General features: G+C 64.1%; 16 protein-coding genes. 11 read left to right on the top strand and 5 right to left on the bottom strand.

Annotated features, from left to right (window positions below; genetic code table 11):
* Window positions 1–317: 317 nt before the first annotated feature.
* Both pcaK and pcaR read right to left on the bottom strand, forming a co-directional pair.
* Window positions 318–1,664: a 4-hydroxybenzoate transporter PcaK gene (gene pcaK, locus DM373_RS11670; protein ID WP_110993728.1), complete on the bottom strand. Its 1,347-nt coding sequence runs from the start codon at window positions 1,662–1,664 to the stop codon at window positions 318–320.
* 384 nt (window positions 1,665–2,048) lie between these two features.
* On the bottom strand, window positions 2,049–2,918 hold the full coding sequence (pcaR, locus tag DM373_RS11665) for a pca regulon transcriptional regulator PcaR (protein WP_110993727.1): 870 nt from the start codon (window positions 2,916–2,918) through the stop codon (window positions 2,049–2,051).
* A 580-nt stretch (window positions 2,919–3,498) separates the two neighbouring features.
* Here pcaR and DM373_RS11660 point away from each other — a divergent pair.
* On the top strand, window positions 3,499–3,705 hold the full coding sequence (locus tag DM373_RS11660; RefSeq protein ID WP_110993726.1) for a hypothetical protein: 207 nt from the start codon (window positions 3,499–3,501) through the stop codon (window positions 3,703–3,705).
* A 307-nt stretch (window positions 3,706–4,012) separates the two neighbouring features.
* Window positions 4,013–5,485, top strand: coding sequence for an inorganic phosphate transporter (locus tag DM373_RS11655; RefSeq protein ID WP_110993725.1), 1,473 nt, complete (start codon window positions 4,013–4,015; stop codon window positions 5,483–5,485).
* A gap of 82 nt (window positions 5,486–5,567) precedes the next feature.
* Here the strand turns inward: DM373_RS11655 and DM373_RS11650 are convergent, their stop codons facing one another.
* The 3 genes from DM373_RS11650 to DM373_RS11640 form a co-directional block, all read right to left on the bottom strand.
* Complete coding sequence (locus tag DM373_RS11650) at window positions 5,568–6,389, bottom strand: ATPase (protein ID WP_110993724.1); 822 nt, start codon at window positions 6,387–6,389, stop codon at window positions 5,568–5,570.
* Between the two features lie 87 nt (window positions 6,390–6,476).
* The gene (locus DM373_RS11645; RefSeq protein ID WP_110993723.1) at window positions 6,477–7,472 is read right to left on the bottom strand and encodes an NAD-dependent epimerase/dehydratase family protein; all 996 of its coding nucleotides are present in this window, start codon (window positions 7,470–7,472) and stop codon (window positions 6,477–6,479) included.
* A 49-nt stretch (window positions 7,473–7,521) separates the two neighbouring features.
* On the bottom strand, window positions 7,522–8,412 hold the full coding sequence (locus tag DM373_RS11640) for a LysR family transcriptional regulator ArgP (protein WP_110993722.1): 891 nt from the start codon (window positions 8,410–8,412) through the stop codon (window positions 7,522–7,524).
* 125 nt (window positions 8,413–8,537) lie between these two features.
* Here DM373_RS11640 and DM373_RS11635 point away from each other — a divergent pair, with 125 nt between their 5' ends.
* The 9 genes from DM373_RS11635 (at window position 8,538) to DM373_RS11595 (ending at window position 22,083) form a co-directional block, all read left to right on the top strand.
* Window positions 8,538–9,137 (top strand): LysE/ArgO family amino acid transporter, encoded by a 600-nt coding sequence (locus DM373_RS11635; protein ID WP_110993721.1) that lies wholly within the window; start codon window positions 8,538–8,540, stop codon window positions 9,135–9,137.
* A 223-nt stretch (window positions 9,138–9,360) separates the two neighbouring features.
* The gene (locus tag DM373_RS11630; RefSeq protein WP_110993720.1) at window positions 9,361–9,957 is read left to right on the top strand and encodes a superoxide dismutase; all 597 of its coding nucleotides are present in this window, start codon (window positions 9,361–9,363) and stop codon (window positions 9,955–9,957) included.
* Between the two features lie 269 nt (window positions 9,958–10,226).
* Window positions 10,227–12,278 carry a putative bifunctional diguanylate cyclase/phosphodiesterase gene (locus DM373_RS11625; protein ID WP_110993719.1) on the top strand — a complete coding sequence of 684 codons (2,052 nt, stop codon included), beginning with the start codon at window positions 10,227–10,229 and terminating at the stop codon, window positions 12,276–12,278.
* A 148-nt stretch (window positions 12,279–12,426) separates the two neighbouring features.
* Window positions 12,427–13,764: an imelysin family protein gene (locus tag DM373_RS11620; RefSeq protein ID WP_110993718.1), complete on the top strand. Its 1,338-nt coding sequence runs from the start codon at window positions 12,427–12,429 to the stop codon at window positions 13,762–13,764.
* Window positions 13,765–14,016: 252 nt separating this feature from the next.
* Window positions 14,017–15,444, top strand: a complete 1,428-nt coding sequence (locus tag DM373_RS11615) for a di-heme oxidoreductase family protein (protein WP_110993717.1) — start codon at window positions 14,017–14,019, stop codon at window positions 15,442–15,444.
* Between the two features lie 20 nt (window positions 15,445–15,464).
* Window positions 15,465–16,529 (top strand): imelysin family protein, encoded by a 1,065-nt coding sequence (locus DM373_RS11610; protein ID WP_110993716.1) that lies wholly within the window; start codon window positions 15,465–15,467, stop codon window positions 16,527–16,529.
* Window positions 16,530–16,531: 2 nt separating this feature from the next.
* On the top strand, window positions 16,532–17,629 hold the full coding sequence (locus tag DM373_RS11605; RefSeq protein WP_110993715.1) for a DUF1513 domain-containing protein: 1,098 nt from the start codon (window positions 16,532–16,534) through the stop codon (window positions 17,627–17,629).
* Window positions 17,630–17,891: 262 nt separating this feature from the next.
* Complete coding sequence (locus DM373_RS11600; RefSeq protein WP_110993714.1) at window positions 17,892–19,034, top strand: efflux RND transporter periplasmic adaptor subunit; 1,143 nt, start codon at window positions 17,892–17,894, stop codon at window positions 19,032–19,034.
* 13 nt (window positions 19,035–19,047) lie between these two features.
* Window positions 19,048–22,083, top strand: coding sequence for a multidrug efflux RND transporter permease subunit (locus tag DM373_RS11595; protein WP_110993713.1), 3,036 nt, complete (start codon window positions 19,048–19,050; stop codon window positions 22,081–22,083).
* Window positions 22,084–22,290: the final 207 nt, after the last annotated feature.

The following is a 22,290-nucleotide window of genomic DNA, read 5'->3' as shown; positions in this document are numbered from 1 at the left end:
AGACTCCTGGTCAGGACGAGCCGGGTCGGTGAGCAGCGGGCCCATGCGTCGCTGCGATGGGCCCAGATTAAGGAGACTGGCGGGGCGGTTACAATCCGATAATCGCACTTTCGTGCGATTATCGAACCGTTTGTTATCCTGCTATCCATATGTCTCAAGCCGGCAGGATTCCTGTAGGAGCGGCTTCAGCCGCGAACACCGGCAAAGCCGGTGCCATTTACCGCGTCGCTTGCTTCGCGGCTAAAGCCGCTCCTACAGACGGCGCCCTCCGCCTCTGCGCAGGGCTTGCCGGCGAAAGGTGCTGCACCAGAAGTCCCTCAGGTCGCGTCGGCGTGGCTCACCAGCCCCTTGACCACCACCCCCACGGTCGCCAACGCCGCCGGCACCAGCAGTGCGGTGAGCACCTGCTCGAAGTTCCAGCCCAGCCCCAGCAAGGTCGCCCCGCTCCAGGCACCGAGGATCGCGCCGAAACGGCCGATGCCGAGCATCCACGACACACCGGTGGCACGCCCTTGGGTGGGGTAGAAGCGCGCCGCCAGCGACGGCATGGCCGACTGCGCACCGTTGACGCACATGCCCGCCACCAGCACCAGGGTCGCCAACAGGGTGATGTTGCCCAGGCTCTGCCCCACCGCGTAGGCGAACACGCCGGCCAGCAGGTAGAAGATGCCGATCACCTTGTGCGGGTTGAAACGGTCCATGGCCCAACCTACGCCCACCGCGCTGAGCACGCCACCGAACTGGAACAGCGCGCCGATGAACGCAGCCTGTTCCATGCTCGCGCCGCTGTCGCGCATCAGCGTCGGCAGCCAGCTGGTCAGCAGATAGACGATCACCAGGCCCATGAAATAGGTCAGCCACAGCAGCACGGTGCCCAGGCCGTAAGTGCCGGAGAAGATCACCGCGAACACGTTGCGTGCTGCCACCGCCTTCTGCTCCGGCACACTGAAGCTCGCCGCCTGGGCAACCACCTGGGGTGCGATCGGCGCCAGGGTCTTGCGCACTTTGTCGGTACCACGGTTGCGCACGACCAGGAACCGCGCCGACTCCGGCAGCCAGACCAACAGCACCACGGCCAGCAACAGCGGCAGCACGCCACCGATCACCAGCAGGCTGTGCCAGCCGTAGGCCGGGATCAGCTTGGCGGAGATGAAGCCACCGCCGGCCATGCCCAGGTTGAAGCCGCAGAACATGCTGGTCACCAACAACGATTTGAGGCGCTCGGGGGTGTACTCGGAGAGCAGCGTCGTGGCGTTGGGCATTCCCGCGCCCAGGCCCAGTCCAGTGAGGAAACGCAGCACCAGCAACTGGTCGACATTGGTTGCGTAGGCAGAGGCCAGGCTGAAGCCACCGAATACCAGCACCGCGCCTACCAGCACGCCCTTGCGCCCGAAACGGTCGGCCAGCGGCCCGGAGCCCAGCGCACCGAACACCATGCCGATCAGCGCGGCACTCATGACCGGGCCGAGGCTGGCGCGGTCGATCCCCCACTCCTGGGACAGCGCCGGGGCAATGAAGCCCATCGCGGCAGTGTCCAGGCCGTCGAGGAAGACAATCAAGAAGCACAGAATCACCACGCGCCATTGATACCGGGACAGTGGCTGGTCGTTGATGAACGACTGAACGTCGAGGCAGTTGCCGACGGTTGATTGCGGTTTGTTCATTGTTGTTATCCGGAAGATGGGCGCAGGCAGGCTACTGCGCACAGCAAAAGCGCAGGAACGATAAGTTTCGCAGGGAAACAGCGGACGGGGTTCAGCCGGAGTTGAGCGGTAGCGTGCGCGGGTGCGGCCGCGACAGCAAAAGATGCGTATTCATCGAAGAAGCCCTTTTTGGCCTGTTGTTATTGTCAGGTCGGCACAGCCGACTTGTGCGACAGACATTAATCAGCGGGCCGGGCCTGCGCAATTCGTCGAAGACGACATTGTGCGTTTATCGCACAGGAAACTTTCGTACTGTTCGATTCTGGTGCATTCGAAGGCTTGCCGTGAGAGCAACTGTCTTCTTGTAGGAGCGGCCGTGTGCCGCTCCCACGGATGACTGCGCACTCAGCCAAACAGTTGATGGCAAAGATCCCGGCTGGCCGCCAGCAAGATCGGCAGGAAGCGTTGCTCCAGTTCACTGCGGCTGACCCGCCCGACATGGGTACTGACGTTCAGCGCCGCCAGCACCTGGCCGGAGGCGTCATAGATAGGCACGGCAATCGAGCGCAGGCCCTGCTCCAGCTCCTGGTCGACCACGCACCAGCCCTGCTCGCGCACCTGCTGGATACAGGCGAGCAGCGACTGCGCATCGTGCAGGGTACGGCTGGTGCGGGCCTTGAGGTCGGCGCGCTCCAGATACTCGTGCAGGCTGGCATCGTCCAGCGCGGCCAGGAGAATGCGCCCCATCGACGTGCAGTAGGCCGGCAGGCGCCCGCCAACCGACAGGTCGACCGAAATCAGCCGCTCGACGGTGGCCGAGCGCGCGATGTAGAGAATGTCGTCGCCTTCGAGCGTGGCCATGTTGGCCGCTTCGTGCAACTGGTCGCTGATGCGGTCCAGGTACGGCTGCGCCGAAACCGCCAGCGGCGTCGAGGATAGATAGGCGTGGCCGAGGGTGAGCACCTTGGGCAGCAGTGAATAGGTACGGCCGTCGGTCGTCGCGTAGCCGAGCTTCATCAGGGTGTGCAGGCAACGGCGCACGGCAGCCCGGGGGATCTCCGTGCGGTGGCTGATCTGGGCGATGGTGAGGTGGCGCTTGCGCTCCTGGAACGCCTGGATCACCGCCAGGCCGCGGGCCAGAGAAGTCATGAAGTCCGGGTCACCGGTGAAGGCCTGGATGCGCTTGGCCGCCGACGCCACGATCGGCGGAGCCATGGCCGGCGTGGTGCTGCGCGCGGGGTCGTTGGCCACCGGGCCGCTGGTTTCATCGCTCATGGAGCTACCTCATAGAATCGCTGGTTCGTGCGATTATCGAACGAACGGCCGATAATCGCAATTGACCGCTGACACTTTTGCTTATACCTTTCCTCTGCCACATGTGGCTTCTTTGGAGAGACTGGTCAGGTACCCACCGTAGAAGTCCCAGGCAACGGCCTCGCCCACCCGCGAGGCCGTTTTTATTTCAACCGCCCCGAGCTGAACTTTAAACCCGGCGGATTGAACTTATAGTGCTTGCCCGCAGACTCACCTGCCGCTGACGATAACAACTTGCAGGGCATCGCATTGTCAGCCGGCGGAAAAGAACGATGGCCTTCGTTCGGGCTGTTGCTATAATCGCTACTGTTGATTGTCCGCCAGTACTGTGGATCCATCAGCTAACTTTCGTCGCTGGATGACCTTCAAGCCACCGCCCCGGTTTGGCTTGCCCGGTGTTGAACAACGGCACTTTCAGCGTGCCTTGAACTTGCCACCCCCAGCATCGCTGCGACGGACATTTCGCATTGGCCGCCTACGCCGGTACATCCAATGTGCAGGCCTCTGCCAATGCCAAACTTCAAACTCTTCAGGTATGACTGTGACGAAAGAAGAACTGCGCGCGGAACTCGAGCGACAGGCTGAACGTTACAAGGATGTATACGGTGGCGAAGTCACCACCTATGCCGCACAACCCGACCCGGAACGTAAACCCTGGCGCAAGCGCGCAAGCATTCGCGACCAGGCGTTCGCCCAGGAGCTGGAAAAGATGGAGAAGGATCTGCACAGCGACGGCGAACGCAGCTGAGCGACATCACCGCGCCATCAGTCAGCGACCGTCGGCGCGGCGGCATCTTTACCGAAACACCGTGGGTGAAATGGATTTTCACAAATTTCATACGGCCGTTTGAGCCAATTCCCACACAACGATTTTCACTCAAATCGTTGATTTTTAGGGCATTTAGCGATTTTTTCCTGCCTGTTCGCGGCTAGCATTCCGCAAACGAGCACGGCCCTGAACCCGCGGTCATCCGTCATCGTTCTGTGGCAGGTGCATCGATTTGCAGGGTTTTCTGGCATAATCCCGCCCCCCTAAAGACCGCCAGACAACCTTCATGATCGATTTATTCAGCGGACTGGATGCCTGGGTCGTCGTGAGCCTGATGCTCGCTCTGACCTTCGTTCTCGCCTTCGAGTTCATCAATGGCTTTCATGACACCGCCAACGCGGTAGCCACTGTCATCTATACCAAAGCCATGCCACCGCACCTGGCCGTATTCTTCTCCGGGGTGTTCAACTTCCTCGGGGTGCTGCTCGGCGGCGTCGGCGTGGCCTATGCCATCGTCCACCTGTTGCCGGTGGAGTTGCTGATCAACGTGAACACCGGCCACGGCCTGGCCATGGTCTTCTCGTTGCTGGCCGCGGCCATCACCTGGAACCTGGGCACCTGGTACTTCGGCATCCCCGCGTCCAGCTCGCACACCCTGATCGGTTCGATCCTCGGCGTGGGCCTGGCCAATGCGCTGATCAGCGATATCCCGCTGGGCGATGGCGTCAACTGGCAGAAAGCGATCGATATCGGCATGTCGCTGGTGCTTTCGCCCATGGCCGGCTTCGCCGTTGCCGCGCTGGTGCTGCTTGGCCTGAAATGGTGGCGCCCGCTGTCGAAGATGCACAAGACCCCGGATCAGCGCCGCAAGCTCGACGACAAGAAGCACCCGCCGTTCTGGAACCGCCTGGTGCTGGTGATCTCGGCCATGGGCGTGAGCTTCGTGCACGGCTCCAACGACGGCCAGAAGGGCATCGGCCTGATCATGCTGGTACTGATCGGTATCGTCCCGGCCAAGTTCGTGCTCGACCTGAACAGCACCACCTACCAGATCGAACGCACCCGCGACGCCACCATGCACTTGAGCCAGTTCTACGAGCGCAATGCAGCGACGCTGGGCGAGTACCTGGCCTTGGGCAAGGCCAAGTCGGCCGACCTGCCGGAGCAGTTCAGCTGCAACCCGCAGCAGACCGAACCGACCATCGCCGCGCTGCAATCGTCGCTGCAAGGTGTGACCGACTACCGCGCACTGAGCGCCGAAAAGCGCGTTGAAGTACGCCGCTACCTGCTGTGCCTGGACGACACGGCGAAGAAGGTCGGCAAGCTGCCAGGCCTCGAGCCGCGCGAAAAGGCCGACCTCGAGAAGCTGCGCAAAGACCTCACCGCCACCACCGAGTACGCGCCGTTCTGGGTGATCGTCGCCGTCGCCCTGGCCCTGGGCCTGGGTACCATGGTCGGCTGGAAGCGCGTGGTACTGACCGTCGGCGAGAAGATCGGCAAGCAGGGCATGACCTATGCCCAGGGCATGTCGGCACAGATCACCGCCGCCTGCGCCATCGGCATGGCCAACATCTTCAGCCTGCCGGTGTCGACCACCCACGTACTGTCGTCAGGCGTGGCCGGTACCATGGTCGCCAACAAGAGCGGCCTGCAAGGCGGTACCGTGAAGACCATCCTGCTGGCCTGGGTACTGACCCTGCCGGCGACGGTGGGCCTGTCCGCCGGCCTGTTCTGGCTTGCTATCAAAGCCATGAGCTGAACACCGTAGTCATGAAAAAAGGCGCCTTCGGGCGCCTTTTTTCATGGTCCAATCGCGGGGCAAGCGCCCGGCAGCACAAGTATCAGGGGCGAGCGTTGATCTGCTGCTGCAGGTTCTGGATCTGGCTCTGCAGGGTATTGATGCTGCGGGTGGTCTGCCCGCGGAACGCATCGAACTCCTGCACCGAGGCGCCCCCGGCCGATTGCGCCGAGCGGTTGTCGACCTGGCTCTTGAGCACCAGCACATCCTGCTCCAGGCTCTCGATCGCCGCACTCGGGTTGCGCTTCTTAAGGGCCTCCACCTCGCTGCCCAGGCTTTTCAACTGACCATCGAGCTTGCCACCGTCGAGCTGGCCCGACTTCAACGCCGCCAGCTCCGTATTCACGGCCTTCAATTGCGCTTGCAGTTGCCCCTGCAACTCGGTCACTGCTTTCTGCTGCTCACGGGTATCGGCCAGTACCTGCTCCAGGCGCTTGCCCAAGTCGCCTGCCTGGCCGGCAACGCCTTGCTGCTGCTTGCCCTGCTCGGCCAGGTTGGCTTGCAACTGACGGATCTGCAGCTTCAACGCTTCGCTGCCGGTGGTGCTGGTCGACTCGCTCGCGTCGACCTTGCCGCTGATCGCCTGCAGGCGCCCGGCCGCTTCTTCGCTGATACGGGCAAAGCTTTCCTGGGTCGCTACCAGTTGCTGCTCCAACAGCGATATCTGCTGAAAGCTCCACCAGCCCAACCCGGCCAGGCCAATGAACGAGGCCCCAAGCAACGCCCATAGCGGGCCATTGCTGCGCGGCTGCGCGGCCTTCTGGCGGCTGCGCGCGACATGGGCGGGCAACAGCTCATCGTCATCCTGGGTGCCGGCGCGCAGGGCGGGCACGTCGTCGAAATCGTCGTGGGCGTCGTTACGCATGGGTGCATTCAACCACTGTGGTAGCAAAGAGGCATGAGTATAAACCGCCAAGGCGGCGCACTGCAGACCATCATCCCGGCAGCAGGTTCACTGATTGCCCGGTTGCGCTTTCCACCAATGACAGAATTCATCCAGCGCGGCCCAGGTGTCGGTCTTCGGGCGGTAGTCCAGATACTGACGGGCACGGCTGATGTCGAGGGTGAAGTCCTTGCTCATCACCTGCATCGCGGTACGCGTCAGAGTCGGCTGCGGGCGCCCTGGCCAGAGCAGGCAGGCGGCCTCGTTGACCGCCGCCAGGCTGTAGGCCAGGCCGAAACTGCGATAGCGGGTGACCTGCGGCAGCTGCATCTGGCGCATGACGTAATTCACCACATCCCACAACGGCAATGGGTGGCCGTTGCTGATGTTATAGGCCTGCCCCAGCGCTGGCGCCTCGGCAAACAGCGCGCTGAGCAACGCTTCGTTGAGGTTGTGCACGCTGGTGAAATCGACCTTGTTCAGGCCATTGCCGATGATCGCCACGCGCCCCTTGCGCTGCATGCGCATCAGCCGCGGGAAAATACTGGCATCGCCAGCCCCGGTAACGAAGCGAGGCCGCAGGGCCAGTACCTCCAGGCCGAACTCCTGGGCACCGAATACCTTCTGCTCGGCCAGGTGCTTGGTCAAACCGTAGTGATCGTGAAAGCGCCGTGGCACCTGCTCTTCGCGGATATCACGCTGGGCACGGCCATTGAAGTAGATCGACGGCGACGACAGGTGCACCAGGCGCCGCACATGCTCCTTGATGCAACCTTCGACCACGTTCTCGGTCAGCACCACGTTGCCCTGGTAGAAGTCCTGGTAACGCCCCCAGTTGCCCACCGCACCGGCGCAGTGCACCACCGTATCGACGCCCTGGCAAAGCCGCCGGGCCAATTCGGCGTCGCCCAGGTCGCCGGGGATGAACTGCGCGCCGCGCTTGACCAGGTGTTCCACGCCCTCCGCCCGCCGGCCATTGACCCGTACCTCAAGACCCTGCTCCAGGGCAAAGCGCGCAAAACGCCCGCCGATGAAGCCGCTCGCGCCGGTGACCAGAATTCGCATGTAACACTCCGCCTTGCCAGATTTCAGATGCAGCAGACGCCGGCCAGGCCTACAAGGGCACCAGCCAGTCCCGCGCCGAATGGCGCAGGTGCTCGGTCAGCTGGGCGAGCAGTTGCCCGCCGTTACGCCAATGATGCCAGTACAGCGGCACATCGATGGGGGTATCGCTGCAGATTTCCACCAGTTCGCCACGGCCCAACTGCTCGGCCACCTGGCGCTCCGGCACAAGCCCCCAGCCCAGGCCCGCCTCGGTCATGCGCAGGAAACCTTCGGACGAGGGGCACAGGTGGTGCAGGAAACCGTCCTGGATGCCCAACGATGCCAGGTAGCGATGCTGCAGGAAATCGTCCGGGCCGAACACCACCGCCGGCGTGCGCGCCAGCCGTGCCACCTCGAAGCCGTTGGGGAAGTAACGCGCCATGAACGCGGGGCTGGCCAGCGCCCGGTAGCGCATCGCCCCCAACGGCATGCTCCGCGCCCCGGCCACCGGCCGTTCGCTGCCGCACAGGCAGGCCGCCACTTCACCGGCGCGCATGCGCTTGAGGCCGACATCCTGGTCTTCCACCACCAAGTCCAGCAGCACCTGCTGCTCGGCACAGAACGCCCCCACCGCCCCCGCCCACCAGGTCGCCAGGCTGTCGGCATTGAGCGCGATGCGCAGGCGCTCTGGCATCCCCTCCTCGTCCAGCGCCGGCACCTGGCGCTGCAGGTCGCGCTCCAGCAGGCGCACCTGCTGCACATGGTTGAGCAACTGGCGGCCGACCTCGGTGGGGCTGGGCGGCGTGGCCCGCACCAGCACCGGCTGGCCGACCCTGGCCTCGAGCAGCTTGATGCGCTGGGAGATGGCCGATTGCGACAGCCCCAGCACTTGGGCGGCGCGCTCGAAGCCCGCTTGTTCGATCACCGCGGCGAGGGCGGCGAGCAGCTTATAGTCGAACATCGATTTCTCTAATGAGTGATCAGCTCTATTTGTTTTTCTTATACAGCCGAGGGCGCCACAATGGCCACATCTTTCTTGGCAATCAACACCGGCCCCTGCGTCGGTGTCAGTGGAGTGTTGGCGCTATGTGGCAAAGCTATCTGAACGGCATGCTGGTGGCCTTCGGCCTGATCATGGCCATCGGCGCGCAGAACGCCTTCGTCCTGGCCCAGAGCCTGCGCCGCGAACATCACCTGCCGGTGGCGGCGCTGTGCATCGTCTGCGATGCGCTGCTGGTGGCCGCCGGGGTGTTCGGCCTGGCCACGGTGCTGGCGCATAACCCGACGTTGCTGGCGGTGGCCCGCTGGGGCGGCGCGGTGTTCCTGATCTGGTACGGCGCCAAGGCTTTGCGCAGCGCCTGCTCCAAGCAGAGCCTGCAGCATCAGCAGAACCAGGGCGTGCGCTCGCGCCGCGCGGTGCTGCTCAGTGCGCTGGCGGTGACCTTGCTCAACCCGCACGTTTACCTGGACACGGTGCTGCTGATCGGCTCGCTCGGCGCCCAGCAGACCGTGCCTGGCGCCTACGTGGCCGGTGCCGCCAGCGCGTCGCTGCTGTGGTTCACTACCCTGGCCGTGGGCGCTGCGTGGCTGGCGCCATGGCTGGCACGGCCGGCGACCTGGCGGATGCTGGACCTGATGGTGGCGGTGATGATGTTCGCGGTAGCGGCGCAGTTGATCTTCAACTGACGGCTCACAATGTGGGAGCCACACAGCGGCCAAAGCCCGCCGGTCAGCCGCGCCAACCGCTCTGGAACCTCTATTCCCTATAGTTGTTGCGTGGTTATGCGCAAGACCGGGTGCTATGATCCAGCCCTTGCGTCGCAAAGAGTACAAACTCGCCGACGCTCACCGGGCCGCCCGTGATCGGCCTTGCGCAAACCGCGAACAGACCTGAATCAGGAGATCCACCATGGCTTTTGAATTGCCGCCGCTGCCGTACGCCCACGATGCCCTGCAGCCGCACATCTCCAAGGAAACCCTGGAGTTTCACCACGACAAGCACCACAACACCTATGTCGTGAACCTGAACAACCTGGTCCCAGGCACCGAATTCGAAGGCAAGACCCTGGAAGAGATCGTCAAGACCTCTTCGGGTGGCATCTTCAACAACGCCGCTCAGATCTGGAACCACTCCTTCTACTGGGAATGCCTGTCGCCAAACGGCGGCGGCCAGCCGACCGGCGCCCTGGCTGATGCCATCAATGCCGCTTTCGGTTCCTTCGACAAGTTCAAGGAAGAGTTCACCAAGACTTCGGTCGGCACCTTCGGTTCCGGCTGGGGCTGGCTGGTGAAGAAGGCTGACGGCTCCCTGGCCCTGGCCAGCACCATCGGCGCCGGCTGCCCGCTGACCAGCGGCGACACCCCGCTGCTGACCTGCGACGTCTGGGAGCACGCCTACTACATCGACTATCGCAACCTGCGTCCGAAGTACGTCGAGGCGTTCTGGAACCTGGTCAACTGGAAGTTCGTTGCCGAGCAGCTCGAAGGCAAGGTCTTCACGGCCTGATCAGCCAAGCCCTGCGAAAAAACCCGGCAGCCGCCGGGTTTTTTTTCGCCTTTTTTTCGCCCGTTGTCTGCCTTTGTGCTCTTGCTCAGCACGCAGAGCGCGCTAACATCAATTTTCTGGAAAGTTGATGCAGCGCACTCAAGTCGCATGGCCGTTCAACCGATATAGAGCCAAGGGCAATTCCGTCGATGGGCGGGCAATCGGTCGATAGTCTTGTTGCCAGGATTGATGGCAAAATAATGGCATGCGCATGGATTAAGGAAACCCCTTTGAAGCTGGAATTTCGCAACAGCTTGTCGGTGAAGTTGCTCAGGGTGGTGCTGCTCTCGGCGTTGGCGGTCGGTGTCGTGCTCAGCTGCGCGCAGATCGTCTATGACGTCTACAAGACCCGCCAGGCCGTGAACAGCGACGCCCAGCGCATTCTCGACATGTTCCGCGACCCTTCCACCCAGGCGGTGTACAGCCTCGACCGGGAAATGGGCATGCAGGTGATGGAAGGCCTGTTCCAGGACGAATCGGTGCGCATGGCCTCCATCGGCCACCCCAACGAAACCATGCTCGCGGAAAAATCCAGGCCGCTGCAGGACATGTCCATGCGCTGGCTGACCGACCCGATCCTTGGCCAGGAACGCACCTATACCACGCAACTGGTCGGCCGCGGCCCGTATAGCGAATACTACGGCGACCTGAGCATCACCCTCGACACCTCCAGCTACGGCGAAGGCTTTTTGATCAACGCCGTGATCATCTTCATTTCCGGGGTATTGCGCGCCCTGGCCATGGGCCTGGTGCTGTACCTGGTGTACCACTGGCTGCTGACCAAGCCGCTGTCGAAGATCATCGAGCACCTCACCCAGATCAACCCCGACCGCCCCAGCCAGCACCAGATTCCGTTGCTCAAGGGCCACGAGAAGAACGAACTGGGCATCTGGGTCAACACCGCCAACCAGTTGCTGGCGTCCATCGAGCGCAACACCCACCTGCGCCACGAAGCCGAGAACAGCCTGCAACGCATGGCCCAGTACGACTTCCTCACCGGCCTGCCCAACCGCCAGCAGTTGCAGCAGCAGCTGGACAAAATCCTCGACGACGGCGGCCGCCTGCAACGGCGCGTGGCCGTGCTGTGCGTGGGCCTGGACGACTTCAAGGGCATCAACGAGCAGTTCAGCTACCAGGTTGGCGACCAGCTGCTGCTGGCCCTGGCCGACCGCCTGCGCGCCCACAGCGGCCGCCTTGGCGCCCTGGCCCGCCTGGGGGGCGACCAGTTCGCCCTGGTCCAGGCCAACATCGAACAACCCTATGAAGCCGCCGAGCTGGCCCAGAGCATCCTCGACGACCTCGAAGCGCCATTCGACCTCGATCACCAGCAGATCCGCCTGCGCGCCACCATCGGCATCACCCTGTTCCCCGAGGACGGCGACAGCACCGAGAAGCTGCTGCAAAAAGCCGAACAGACCATGACCCTGGCCAAGGCCCGCTCGCGCAACCGCTACCAGTTCTACATCGCCAGCGTCGACAGCGAGATGCGCCGGCGCCGCGAACTGGAAAAAGACCTGCGCGAAGCCCTGCCGCGCAACCAGTTGTACCTGGTCTACCAACCGCAGATCAGCTACCGCGATCACCGCGTGGTCGGCGTCGAGGCACTGCTGCGCTGGCAGCACCCGGAGCTGGGCATGGTGCCGCCGGACCAATTCATCCCGCTGGCCGAACAGAACGGCAACATCATCAGCATTGGCGAATGGGTACTCGACCAGGCCTGCCGCCAGTTGCGCGAGTGGCACGACCTGGGCTTCAGCGAACTGCGCATGGCGGTCAACCTGTCCACCGTGCAGTTGCACCATAACGAGCTGCCGCGGGTGGTCAACAACCTGCTGCAGGCCTACCGCCTGCCGCCGCGCAGCCTGGAGCTGGAAGTCACCGAGACCGGCCTGATGGAAGACATCAGCACCGCCGCCCAGCACCTGCTGAGCCTGCGCCGCTCAGGCGCGCTGATTGCCATCGACGACTTCGGCACCGGCTATTCCTCGCTCAGCTACCTGAAGTCGCTGCCGCTGGACAAGATCAAGATCGACAAGAGCTTCGTCCAGGACCTGCTCGACGACGACGACGACGCCACCATCGTCCGGGCCATCATCCAGCTGGGCAAGAGCCTGGGGATGCAGGTCATCGCCGAAGGCGTGGAAACCGCCGAGCAGGAGAGCTACATCATCGCCCAGGGCTGCCACGAAGGTCAGGGCTACCACTACAGCAAGCCGCTGTCGTCGCGCGAGCTCACCGCGTTCCTCAAGCAGGCACAACGCAACCAGGTCTCGGTGCTGTAACCCTCGCCACACTTGCCGATGCACCGCAAACGGGCGTTTGCATGAAATGCGCGCCCGCCCCTTTACAGCAAATGCAAATCTTTCGCATGATCTTGCGGTTTCGCGTGCCACGCCGCACGGTCCAACCACACGACGCAGGAAACCAATAATGATTCGTATGCCTCTGGCCTCCGCCAGTCTGCTCGCCATCGCCATCGCCCTCGCCGGTTGCGGTGAAGGCAAGAACGACAAGGCCGCCGCGCCGCAAGCCCAGGCACCTGCCGCCGCCAGCACCGCCGCCGCCGCACCGGGCGCTGTCGACGAAGCCGCCGGCAAGGCCGTGGTCAAGCATTACACCGAGATGGTCTACGCCGTGTACAGCGACTCGCTGAGCACCGCCAAGCAGCTGCAAACCGCAGTGGACGCGTTCCTCGCCAGCCCCAACGACCAGACCCTGAAGGCCGCGAAAGAAGCCTGGGCCGCCGCCCGCGTACCGTACCTGCAGAGCGAGGCGTTCCGCTTCGGCAACACCATCATCGACGACTGGGAAGGCCAGGTGAACGCCTGGCCCCTGGACGAAGGCCTGATCGACTACGTCGACAAGAGCTACGAGCACGCCCTGGGCAACCCGGCCGCCAGCGCCAACATCATCGCCAACACCGAAATCCAGGTTGGCGAAGACAAGGTCGACGTCAAGGACATCACCCCCGAGAAACTGGCCAGCCTGAACGAGCTGGGCGGTTCCGAAGCCAACGTCGCCACTGGCTACCACGCCATCGAATTCCTGCTCTGGGGCCAGGACCTCAACGGTACCGGCCCTGGCGCGGGCAACCGCCCGGCGTCGGACTACCTGGAAGGCAAAGGCGCCACCGGCGGCCACAACGATCGCCGCCGTGCCTACCTGAAATCGGTCACCCAGCTGCTGGTCAAGGACCTCGAAGAGATGGTCGGCAACTGGGCACCCAACGTTGCCGACAACTACCGCGCCACCCTGGAGGCGGAACCTGTCAACGACGGCCTGCGCAAGATGCTGTTCGGCATGGGCAGCCTGTCGCTGGGCGAACTGGCCGGCGAGCGCATGAAGGTCTCGCTGGAAGCCAACTCGCCGGAAGACGAGCAGGACTGCTTCAGCGACAACACCCACTACTCGCACTTCTATGACGCCAAGGGCATCCGCAACGTCTACCTGGGCGAGTACACCCGCACCGACGGCACCAAGCTGAGCGGCCCGAGCCTGTCGTCGCTGGTGGCCAAGGCCGACCCGGCCGCCGACGCCACCCTCAAGGCCGACCTGGAAGCCACCGAAGCCAAGCTGCAGGTGATCGTCGACCACGCGCTCAAAGGCGAGCACTACGACCAGTTGATCGCTGCCGACAACGCTGCCGGCAACCAGATCGTGCGTGACGCCATCGCCTCGCTGGTCAAGCAGACCGGCGCGATCGAGCAGGCCGCAGGCAAGCTGGGCATCGACAACCTGAACCCGGACACCGCTGATCACGAGTTCTGATCGACGCGTTGACGGTTCATGCAAAGAGGCGGCCTTCGGGTCGCCTTTTTTGTTTGCGGGCCTTATCGCGGGGCAAGCCCGCTCCCACGCAAGCGGGGTGCGTGGGAGCGGGCTTGCCCCGCGATAAGGCCAGAAAAGTAATGAAAACGATGAGTTTTCACATTCTTTTCATCCGTGTAATTGCAAATTGCTCTTATTCAAAAACAGCCGGCCTGATAAGCTTGCACGCCGGTTTTTCGCCCACGCCCAGGATTGTCGATGTCCTTGCTCCGCCTAAGCCCCCTGCTGCTGGCCCTCGCCCTTGCCGCCTGTGACGACGCCCCGCGTTTCACCCAGGCCGAGCCCGGTGAAGCCCTCTCCGGCGGCCAGGCAACGGTGCAGCGCAGTGACCGCAACGCCTTCTCCCTGCCCTCGGCCAACCTCAGCCCCGAGCGACGCCTGGACTTCGCCGTGGGCAACAGCTTCTTTCGCAGCCCCTGGGTAATCGCCCCGTCCACCACCACCGCCCGTGATGGCCTGGGCCCACTGTTCAACACCAACGCCTGCCAGAACTGCCACGTGCGTGACGGCCGCGGCCACCCGCCGGAACCCGGCGACAGCAACGCGGTGTCGATGCTGGTACGCCTGTCGATCCCCGATCAGCCCTACTACGCCCATGTCATCGAACGCCTGGGCGTGGTGCCTGAGCCTGTGTATGGCACTCAGCTTCAGGACATGGCCGTGCCCGGCGTGGCGCCGGAGGGCAAGGTACGGGTGAGCTACGACAGCCAGACCGTCACCTTCAAGGACGGCCACCAGGTCGAGTTGCGCCGCCCGACCCTGCAGATCACCCAGCTCGGCTACGGCCCGATGCATCCCGATACCCGCTTCTCGGCGCGCATCGCCCCACCGATGATCGGCCTCGGCCTGCTCGAAGCCATCGCCGAAGCCGACATCCTGGCCAACGAAGACCCGGATGACCGCAACCGCGACGGCATCCGCGGCCGTGCCAACCGGGTCTGGGACGACGCCCAGGGCAAGACGGTGGTCGGCCGCTTCGGCTGGAAGGCCGGGCAACCCAACGTCAACCAGCAGAACGTGCATGCCTTCGCCGGTGACATGGGCCTGACCAGCACGCTGCTGCCCAAGGACGACTGCACCCCGGCCCAGCTCGACTGCCTGGCCGCGCCCAATGGCGATGGTGCCGATGGCGAAAAAGAGGTCAGCGACAACCTCCTGCGCCTGGTCACCTTCTACACCCGCAACCTGGGCGTGCCGGCCCGCCGCGACGTCGCGGCCCCCCAGGTACTGGCCGGCAAGAACCTGTTCTACCAGGCCGGTTGCCAAAGCTGCCACACCCCGCAGTTCACCACCGCCGCCGATGCCGCCGAGCCCGAACTGGCCAACCAGGTGATACGCCCTTACAGCGACCTGCTGCTGCACGACATGGGCCCGGGCCTGAGCGACGAGCGCACCGAGTTCGCCGCCAACGGCCAGGACTGGCGCACCCCGCCACTGTGGGGTATCGGCCTGAGCCAGACCGTCAGCAGCGACGCCCGCTTCCTCCACGATGGCCGTGCCCGCGACCTGCTCGAAGCCGTGCTCTGGCACGGCGGCGAGGCCCAGGCGGCGCGCGACCAGGTACTGACCTTCAACGCCGAGCAGCGCGCCGCGCTGCTGGCCTTCCTGAATTCACTTTAAAACGCGCTAAGGAGCCGGGCATGTTCCGACCCAAACTGTTGTTCACCAGCCTCGCCGCACTCGCCCTCGGCGCCTGCTCGCCGCAGGACCCGCAAGCCGTGACCTCCGCCGCCATCGCCAAGCAAGTGATCCTGCCGACCTACAGCCGCTGGGTCGAGGCCGACCGCGTTCTGGCCGCCAGCGCCCTGGCCTACTGCGAAGGCAAGACCTCGCTGGACAGCGCCCGCGCCGACTTCCTCAACGCGCAGAAAGCCTGGGCCGAACTGCAACCGCTGCTGGTCGGCCCGCTGGCCGAAGGCAACCGCGCCTGGCAGGTGCAGTTCTGGCCAGACAAGAAAAACCTGGTGGGCCGCCAGGTCGAGCAACTGGTCAATGGCGACAAGCCGGTCGATGCCGAGGCACTGGGCAAGGCCAGCGTCGTGGTGCGCGGCCTGTCCGCCTACGAGTACATCCTGTTCGACAGCAAGCCGGACATGGCCACGGCCGAACAGAAGGCGCGTTACTGCCCACTGCTGGTGGCGATCGGCGAACACCAGAAGGTCCTGGCCGAGGACATCCTCAAGACCTGGAACAGCACCGACGGCATGCTGTCGCAGATGACCAAGTTCCCCAACCAGCGCTATGCCGACTCCCACGAAGCGATCGCCGACCTGCTGCGCGCCCAGGTCACCGGCCTGGACACCCTGAAGAAGAAACTCGGTGCGCCAATGGGCCGCCAGAGCAAGGGCATCCCGCAACCGCTGCAGGCCGAAGCCTGGCGCAGCCATTCTTCGCTCAAGAGCCTGGAAGCGTCGCTCAAGGCCGCCCAGACCGTCTGGGTCGGGGTCGACAACCAAGGCCTGCGCGGCCTGCTGGGCAAAGACCAGGCGGCGCTGGCACAGAAGATCGACGACGCCTACGCAGCCACCCTCAAGCTGCTGGCCGACAACCAGAAGACCCTCGGCGAGCTGCTGGCCGACGACGCCGGGCAGCAAGCGCTGAACCAGATCTACGACAGCCTGAACACCCTCCATCGCCTGCATGAAGGCGAACTGGCCAAGGCGCTTAACATTCAGCTGGGCTTCAACGCCAACGACGGTGACTGATCATGCTGCGACGCCAGGCGATCAAACTCGGTAGCGTACTGCTCAGCGCCCTGACCCTGGGCGGCTTGAGCCTGCTGCGCAACAAAGGCAGCGAGCCCTTGCTGCTCTCGGCGCGCGACGATGGCGACGGCAAGCACTACGCCGTCGGCTTTCGCCTGGACGGCACCCAGGTGTTCAGCACCCAGGTGGCCCAGCGTTGCCACGCGATCATCAACCACCCCGAACGGCCCATCGCCCTGTTCGTCGCCCGCCGGCCCGGCACCGAAAGCTACCTGATCGACCTGCGCGACGGGCGCCTGCTGCAAACCGTCAGCTCGCAGCCGCAGCGCCACTTCTACGGCCATGCGGTGATCCACAAGGGCGGCGAATGGCTGTACACCACCGAGAACGACACCACCGATCCAGGCCGTGGCGTGCTCGGTGTGTACCGCTTCGAAGGTGAACGCCTGGTGCACACCGGCGAGCTCTCGACCCACGGCATCGGCCCCCACGAAGTGGCCTGGCTGCCCGACGGCGAGACGCTGGTGGTGGCCAACGGCGGCATCCGCACCGAGGCCGAAAGCCGGGTAGAGATGAACCTCGACGCCATGCAGCCGAGCCTGGTGCTGATGCAGCGCGACGGCACCCTGCTGAGCAAGGAGACCCTGGCCCAGCAGATGAACAGCGTGCGCCACCTGGCGGTGGGCGACGACGGCACCATCGCGGCCTGCCAGCAGTTCATGGGCGGCTCGGAGGAGACTGCCGAGCTGCTGGCGATCAAACGCCCCGGCGAGCCGTTCAAGGCCTTCCCGGTGCCCGAGCGGCAGCTGCAGTCGATGGCCCAGTACACCGCCAGCGTCGCCATCCACAGCGACCTTCGCCTGGTGGCGCTGACCGCGCCACGGGCCAACCGGTTGTTCATCTGGGACCTGGACAGCGGCGCGGTGAAACTCGATGCGCCGATGCCCGATTGTGCCGGGGTGGGTGCGGTGCAGGATGGTTTCGTCGTCACCTCCGGGCAGGGGCGTTGCCGCTACTACGACTGCCGCAAGGCCGAGCTGGTCGGGCAACCGATGAACCTGCCGTCCGCGTTCTGGGACAATCACCTGCACCTGGCCTGAAGCTTCAGCCATTGCTATCCGTGTAGGAGCGGCCTTGTGTCGCGAAAGGGCCGCAGCGCGGCCCCAGGGCTTCAGAGTTGATGCATCAATCGTCGGGGCTGCTCGCAGCCCTTTCGCGACACAAGGCCGCTCCTACAGGTCCGACACCGGCCTAATCCTCCCCTTTTCCGAAAAACCGACAATACTTGCCCCATCGCACGTGGGCAGGATCGCCCGTGGTCGCGCGTAATCCATAACAACCTCGCATCCAGGGAACCGGACCATGTTGCGCCGCCGCATGCTGATCATGTTGGCCGTTGTCTTGCTGATCGTGCTGATCCTGGGGGGCATCAAGGCCTTCTCCATCTACAAGCAGGTGCAGATGTTCAGCCAACCCAAGCCGCCGGTCAGCGTTGCCGCGGCCCAGGCCGAACTGCGCCAGTGGCAGCAGCGCCTGCCGGCGGTCGGCAGCCTCAAGGCCTACCAGGGCGTGGAACTGAGCCTGGAGGTAGCCGGCACGGTCAAGTCGCTGCACTTCGAGTCGGGCCAGCAGGTCAAGGCCGGGCAACTGCTGCTGCAACTGGACCACGACCAGGAAACCGCGCTGCTCGGCACCGCCCAGGCCGACCTCAACCTGGCCAAGGTCGACTTCGGCCGCGGCAGCCAGCTGGTCGGCGACTCGGCCATCTCCCGCGGTGAATACGACCGCCTGACCACCCAGTACCGGCGCAACCAGGCAGTGGTCGATCAACTCAAGGCATCGCTGGCGAAAAAAAGCATCAGCGCGCCGTTCAGCGGCACCATCGGCATTCGCCAAGTGGATGTCGGCGCCTACCTCGCCAGTGGCACGGTGATCGCCACCCTGCAGGACCTTTCCAGCCTCTACGTCGACTTCAACGTGCCCGAACAGGCCCTGCCGCACCTGAGCCTGGGCCAGCAGGTGCTGGTGCAGGTGGCTGCCTACCCGGGCCAGACGTTCCCCGCCAGCCTCAGTGCGATCAACCCGAAGGTCGAGGAAAGCACGCGCAACCTGCTGGCCCGCGCCACCCTGGCCAACCCCGACGGCAAGCTGCTGCCGGGCATGTTCGCCAGCCTGCAGCTGCTGCTGCCCAACCCGCAACCGCAGGTGGTGGTGCCGGAAAACGCCATCACCTTCACGCTGTATGGCAATTCGGTCTATGTCATCAGCCCGAAGAAGACCGAGGAGGGTCAGCCTGTGCCCGGTGCCGACGGCCAACCGCAGTTGATTGCCGAACAGCGCACGGTGCAGACCGGCGAACGGCGCGATGGCTGGGTGGTGGTGAGCAAGGGCCTGCAGGCCGGCGACCAGGTGGTGACCGCCGGCCAGCTCAAGCTGAGCCCCGGCGCGGCAGTCCGTATCAGCGACGACCAGGCCCTGAAACCTGCCGCGCCTGGCGCGGACTGAACGGGAGGCGGCCATGGCATTCACCGACCCGTTCATCCGTCGCCCGGTGTTGGCCAGCGTGGTCAGCCTGCTGATCCTGCTGCTGGGCCTGCAAGCCTGGAACAAACTGCAGATCCGCCAGTACCCGGCCATGGAAAACGCCCTGATCACGGTGACCACCGCCTACCCCGGGGCCAACGCCGAGACCATCCAGGGCTATATCACCCAACCGCTGCAACAGAGCCTGGCCAGCGCCGATGGCATCGACTACATGACCTCGGTGAGCCGGCAGAACTTTTCGGTGATCTCGGTCTACGCACGCATCGGCGCCGACACCGACCGCCTGTTCACCCAACTGCTGGCCAAGGCCAACGAGGTGCGCAACAAGCTGCCGCAGGACTCGGAAGACCCGGTGCTGAGCAAGGAAGCCGCCGACGCCTCGGCGCTGATGTACATCAGTTTCTACAGCACCCAGATGAGCAACCCGCAGATCACCGACTACCTGTCGCGGGTGATCCAGCCCAAGCTGGCTACCTTGCCCGGCATGGCCGAAGCGCAGATCCTCGGCAACCAGGTGTTCGCCATGCGCATCTGGATCGACCCGGTGAAGCTGGCCGGCTTCGGCCTGTCGGCGGTGGACGTGACCAGCGCGGTGCGCCGTTACAACTTCCTCGCCGCCGCCGGGGAGGTGAAGGGCGAGTACGTGGTGACCAGCATCAACGCCAGCACCGAGCTCAAGACCGCCGATGCCTTCGCCGCCCTGCCGGTCAAGACCGCCGGCGACAGCCGGGTGCTGCTGGGCGATGTGGCGCGCATCGAGATGGGCGCCGAGAACTACGACACGGTCAGTTCGTTCGATGGCACGCCGTCGGTGTACATCGGCATCAAGGCCACCCCGGCGGCCAACCCGCTGGACGTGATCAAGGAAGTGCGCAAGCTCATGCCGCAACTGGAGGAAGAACTGCCGTCGAGCCTGAAGGTGTCGATCGCCTACGACGCCACGCTGTTCATCCAGGCCTCGATCAATGAAGTGATCAAGACCCTGGGCGAGGCGGTGTTGATCGTCATTGTCGTGGTGTTCCTGTTCCTCGGCGCCCTGCGCTCGGTGGTGATCCCGGTGGTGACCATCCCGCTGTCGATGATCGGCGTGCTGTTCTTCATGCAGATGATGGGCTACTCGCTGAACCTGCTGACATTGCTGGCCATGGTCCTGGCCATCGGACTGGTGGTGGACGATGCCATCGTGGTGGTGGAGAACATCCATCGCCATATCGAAGAAGGCAAGACCCCGTTCGAGGCGGCGCTGGAAGGCGCGCGGGAGATCGCCTTGCCGGTGGTGTCGATGACCATCACCTTGGCGGCCGTGTATGCGCCTATCGGTTTTCTCACCGGGTTGACCGGTGCCTTGTTCAAGGAGTTCGCCCTGACGCTGGCGGGTGCGGTGATCATTTCCGGCATCGTCGCCCTGACCCTGTCGCCGATGATGTGCGCCCTGCTGTTGCGCCACGAGCAGAATCCCAGTGGCCTGGCCCATCGCCTGGACCTGATCTTCGAGAGCCTCAAGCTGCGTTACCAGCGTCTGTTGCACGGCACCCTCGACAGCCGCCCGGTGGTGCTGGTGTTCGCCGTGCTGATCCTGTGCCTGATCCCGGTGCTGCTGATGTTCACCCGCAACGAACTGGCGCCGGACGAGGACCAGGGGGTGATCTTCATGATGAGCAGCTCGCCGCAGACCGCCAACCTCGACTACCTCAATGCCTACACCGATAAGTTCACGCCGTTGTTCAGGACCTTCCCCGAGTATTACTCGTCGTTCCAGATCAACGGTTTCAATGGTGTGCAAACCGGCATTGGCGGCTTCCTGCTCAAGCCGTGGAGCGAACGCAAACGCACGCAGATGGCGTTGCTGCCGCTGGTGCAGGCCGAGCTTTCACAGATCGGCGGCCTGCAGATCTTCGGCTTCAACCTGCCCTCGCTGCCCGGCACCGGTGAAGGGTTGCCGTTCCAGTTCGTGATCAACACCGCCGGTGACTACCCTGCCTTGCTGGATGTGGCCCAGCGCATCAAGGCCCGCGCCGAGGCCTCGGGCAAGTTCGCGTTCCTCGATATCGACCTGGCCTTCGACAAGCCTGAAGTGCTGATCGACATCGACCGTGCCAAGGCGGCGCAGATGGGCGTGTCGATGGACGCCCTGGGCGGCACGCTTGCCACCCTGCTCGGCGAGGCGGAGATCAACCGCTTCACCCTCGAAGGCCGCAGCTACAAGGTGATCGCCCAGGTGGAGCGGCCCTACCGTGCCAACCCCGGCTGGCTGAACAACTACTACGTGAAGAACGACCATGGCCAGTTGTTGCCGCTATCGACGCTGATCACCCTCAGCGACCGCGCCCGGCCGCGTCAGCTCAACCAGTTCCAGCAGCTCAATTCGGCGATCATCCAGGGGGTGCCGATGGTGAGCATGGGCGAGGCGCTGGACACCGTGCGGGCCATCGCCCGCGAGGAAGCGCCTGAAGGCTTCTCGATCGACTATGCCGGTACGGCGCGGCAGTTCGTGCAGGAAGGCAGCGCGCTGTGGATGACCTTTGGCCTGGCCCTGGCGATAATCTTCCTGGTGCTGGCGGCGCAGTTCGAGAGTTTCCGTGATCCGTTGGTGATTTTGGTGACGGTGCCGTTGTCGATCTGTGGAGCGTTGTTGCCGCTGTTCCTTGGGGTGTCGAGCATGAACATCTACACCCAGGTGGGGCTGGTGACCTTGATCGGGCTGATTACCAAGCACGGCATTCTGATCGTCGAGTTTGCCAATCAGTTGCGTGAGGAAAAGGGCCTGGGGGTGCGTGAGGCGATCGAGGAGGCGGCGGCGATTCGTCTGCGGCCGGTGCTGATGACCACGGCGGCCATGGTGTTTGGGATGGTGCCGTTGATTCTGGCGACCGGGGCTGGGGCGGTCAGTCGGTTCGATATCGGGTTGGTGATTGCTACGGGGATGTCGATTGGGACGTTGTTTACGTTGTTTGTGTTGCCTTGTATTTATACGGTGCTGGCGCATAAGGGGCGGGGTTTGGCTGGGTGAGTTTTTGGCTTTGGCATTCGGAGTGTTTGTTTTGATAGATGTATGCGCATTCATTTGTGATGTCGACGCGTAGTCACCTTTCCGCCCTTACGGCGGGTTACTTTGGTCTTGGCCAAAGTAACCAAAGCCGCCCGCTCCCATCATACGGCCCCTGCGCTGCGCTCCGGGGTCCCCTCGCTCCGGTGCCTTCCGGGCCCGCGCGGCCTC

The sequence above is a fragment of the Pseudomonas sichuanensis genome (assembly GCF_003231305.1).
Lineage (GTDB): Bacteria > Pseudomonadota > Gammaproteobacteria > Pseudomonadales > Pseudomonadaceae > Aquipseudomonas > Aquipseudomonas sichuanensis.
This window is presented reverse-complemented; position numbering and strand designations above follow the sequence as displayed.

Bases quoted from the DNA above. Each gene is read 5' to 3' on its own strand.
- pcaK (WP_110993728.1), bottom strand. From the start codon at position 1,664: ATGAACAAACCGCAATCAACCGTCGGCAACTGCCTCGACGTTCAGTCG.
- DM373_RS11610 (WP_110993716.1), top strand. From the start codon at position 15,465: ATGTTCCGACCCAAACTGTTGTTCACCAGCCTCGCCGCACTCGCCCTC.
- DM373_RS11650 (WP_110993724.1), bottom strand. From the start codon at position 6,389: ATGCGTAACGACGCCCACGACGATTTCGACGACGTGCCCGCCCTGCGC.
- DM373_RS11655 (WP_110993725.1), top strand. From the start codon at position 4,013: ATGATCGATTTATTCAGCGGACTGGATGCCTGGGTCGTCGTGAGCCTG.
- DM373_RS11620 (WP_110993718.1), top strand. From the start codon at position 12,427: ATGATTCGTATGCCTCTGGCCTCCGCCAGTCTGCTCGCCATCGCCATC.
- DM373_RS11635 (WP_110993721.1), top strand. From the start codon at position 8,538: ATGTGGCAAAGCTATCTGAACGGCATGCTGGTGGCCTTCGGCCTGATC.
- DM373_RS11640 (WP_110993722.1), bottom strand. From the start codon at position 8,412: ATGTTCGACTATAAGCTGCTCGCCGCCCTCGCCGCGGTGATCGAACAA.
- DM373_RS11630 (WP_110993720.1), top strand. From the start codon at position 9,361: ATGGCTTTTGAATTGCCGCCGCTGCCGTACGCCCACGATGCCCTGCAG.
- DM373_RS11595 (WP_110993713.1), top strand. From the start codon at position 19,048: ATGGCATTCACCGACCCGTTCATCCGTCGCCCGGTGTTGGCCAGCGTG.
- DM373_RS11605 (WP_110993715.1), top strand. From the start codon at position 16,532: ATGCTGCGACGCCAGGCGATCAAACTCGGTAGCGTACTGCTCAGCGCC.
- pcaR (WP_110993727.1), bottom strand. From the start codon at position 2,918: ATGAGCGATGAAACCAGCGGCCCGGTGGCCAACGACCCCGCGCGCAGC.
- DM373_RS11645 (WP_110993723.1), bottom strand. From the start codon at position 7,472: ATGCGAATTCTGGTCACCGGCGCGAGCGGCTTCATCGGCGGGCGTTTT.
- DM373_RS11600 (WP_110993714.1), top strand. From the start codon at position 17,892: ATGTTGCGCCGCCGCATGCTGATCATGTTGGCCGTTGTCTTGCTGATC.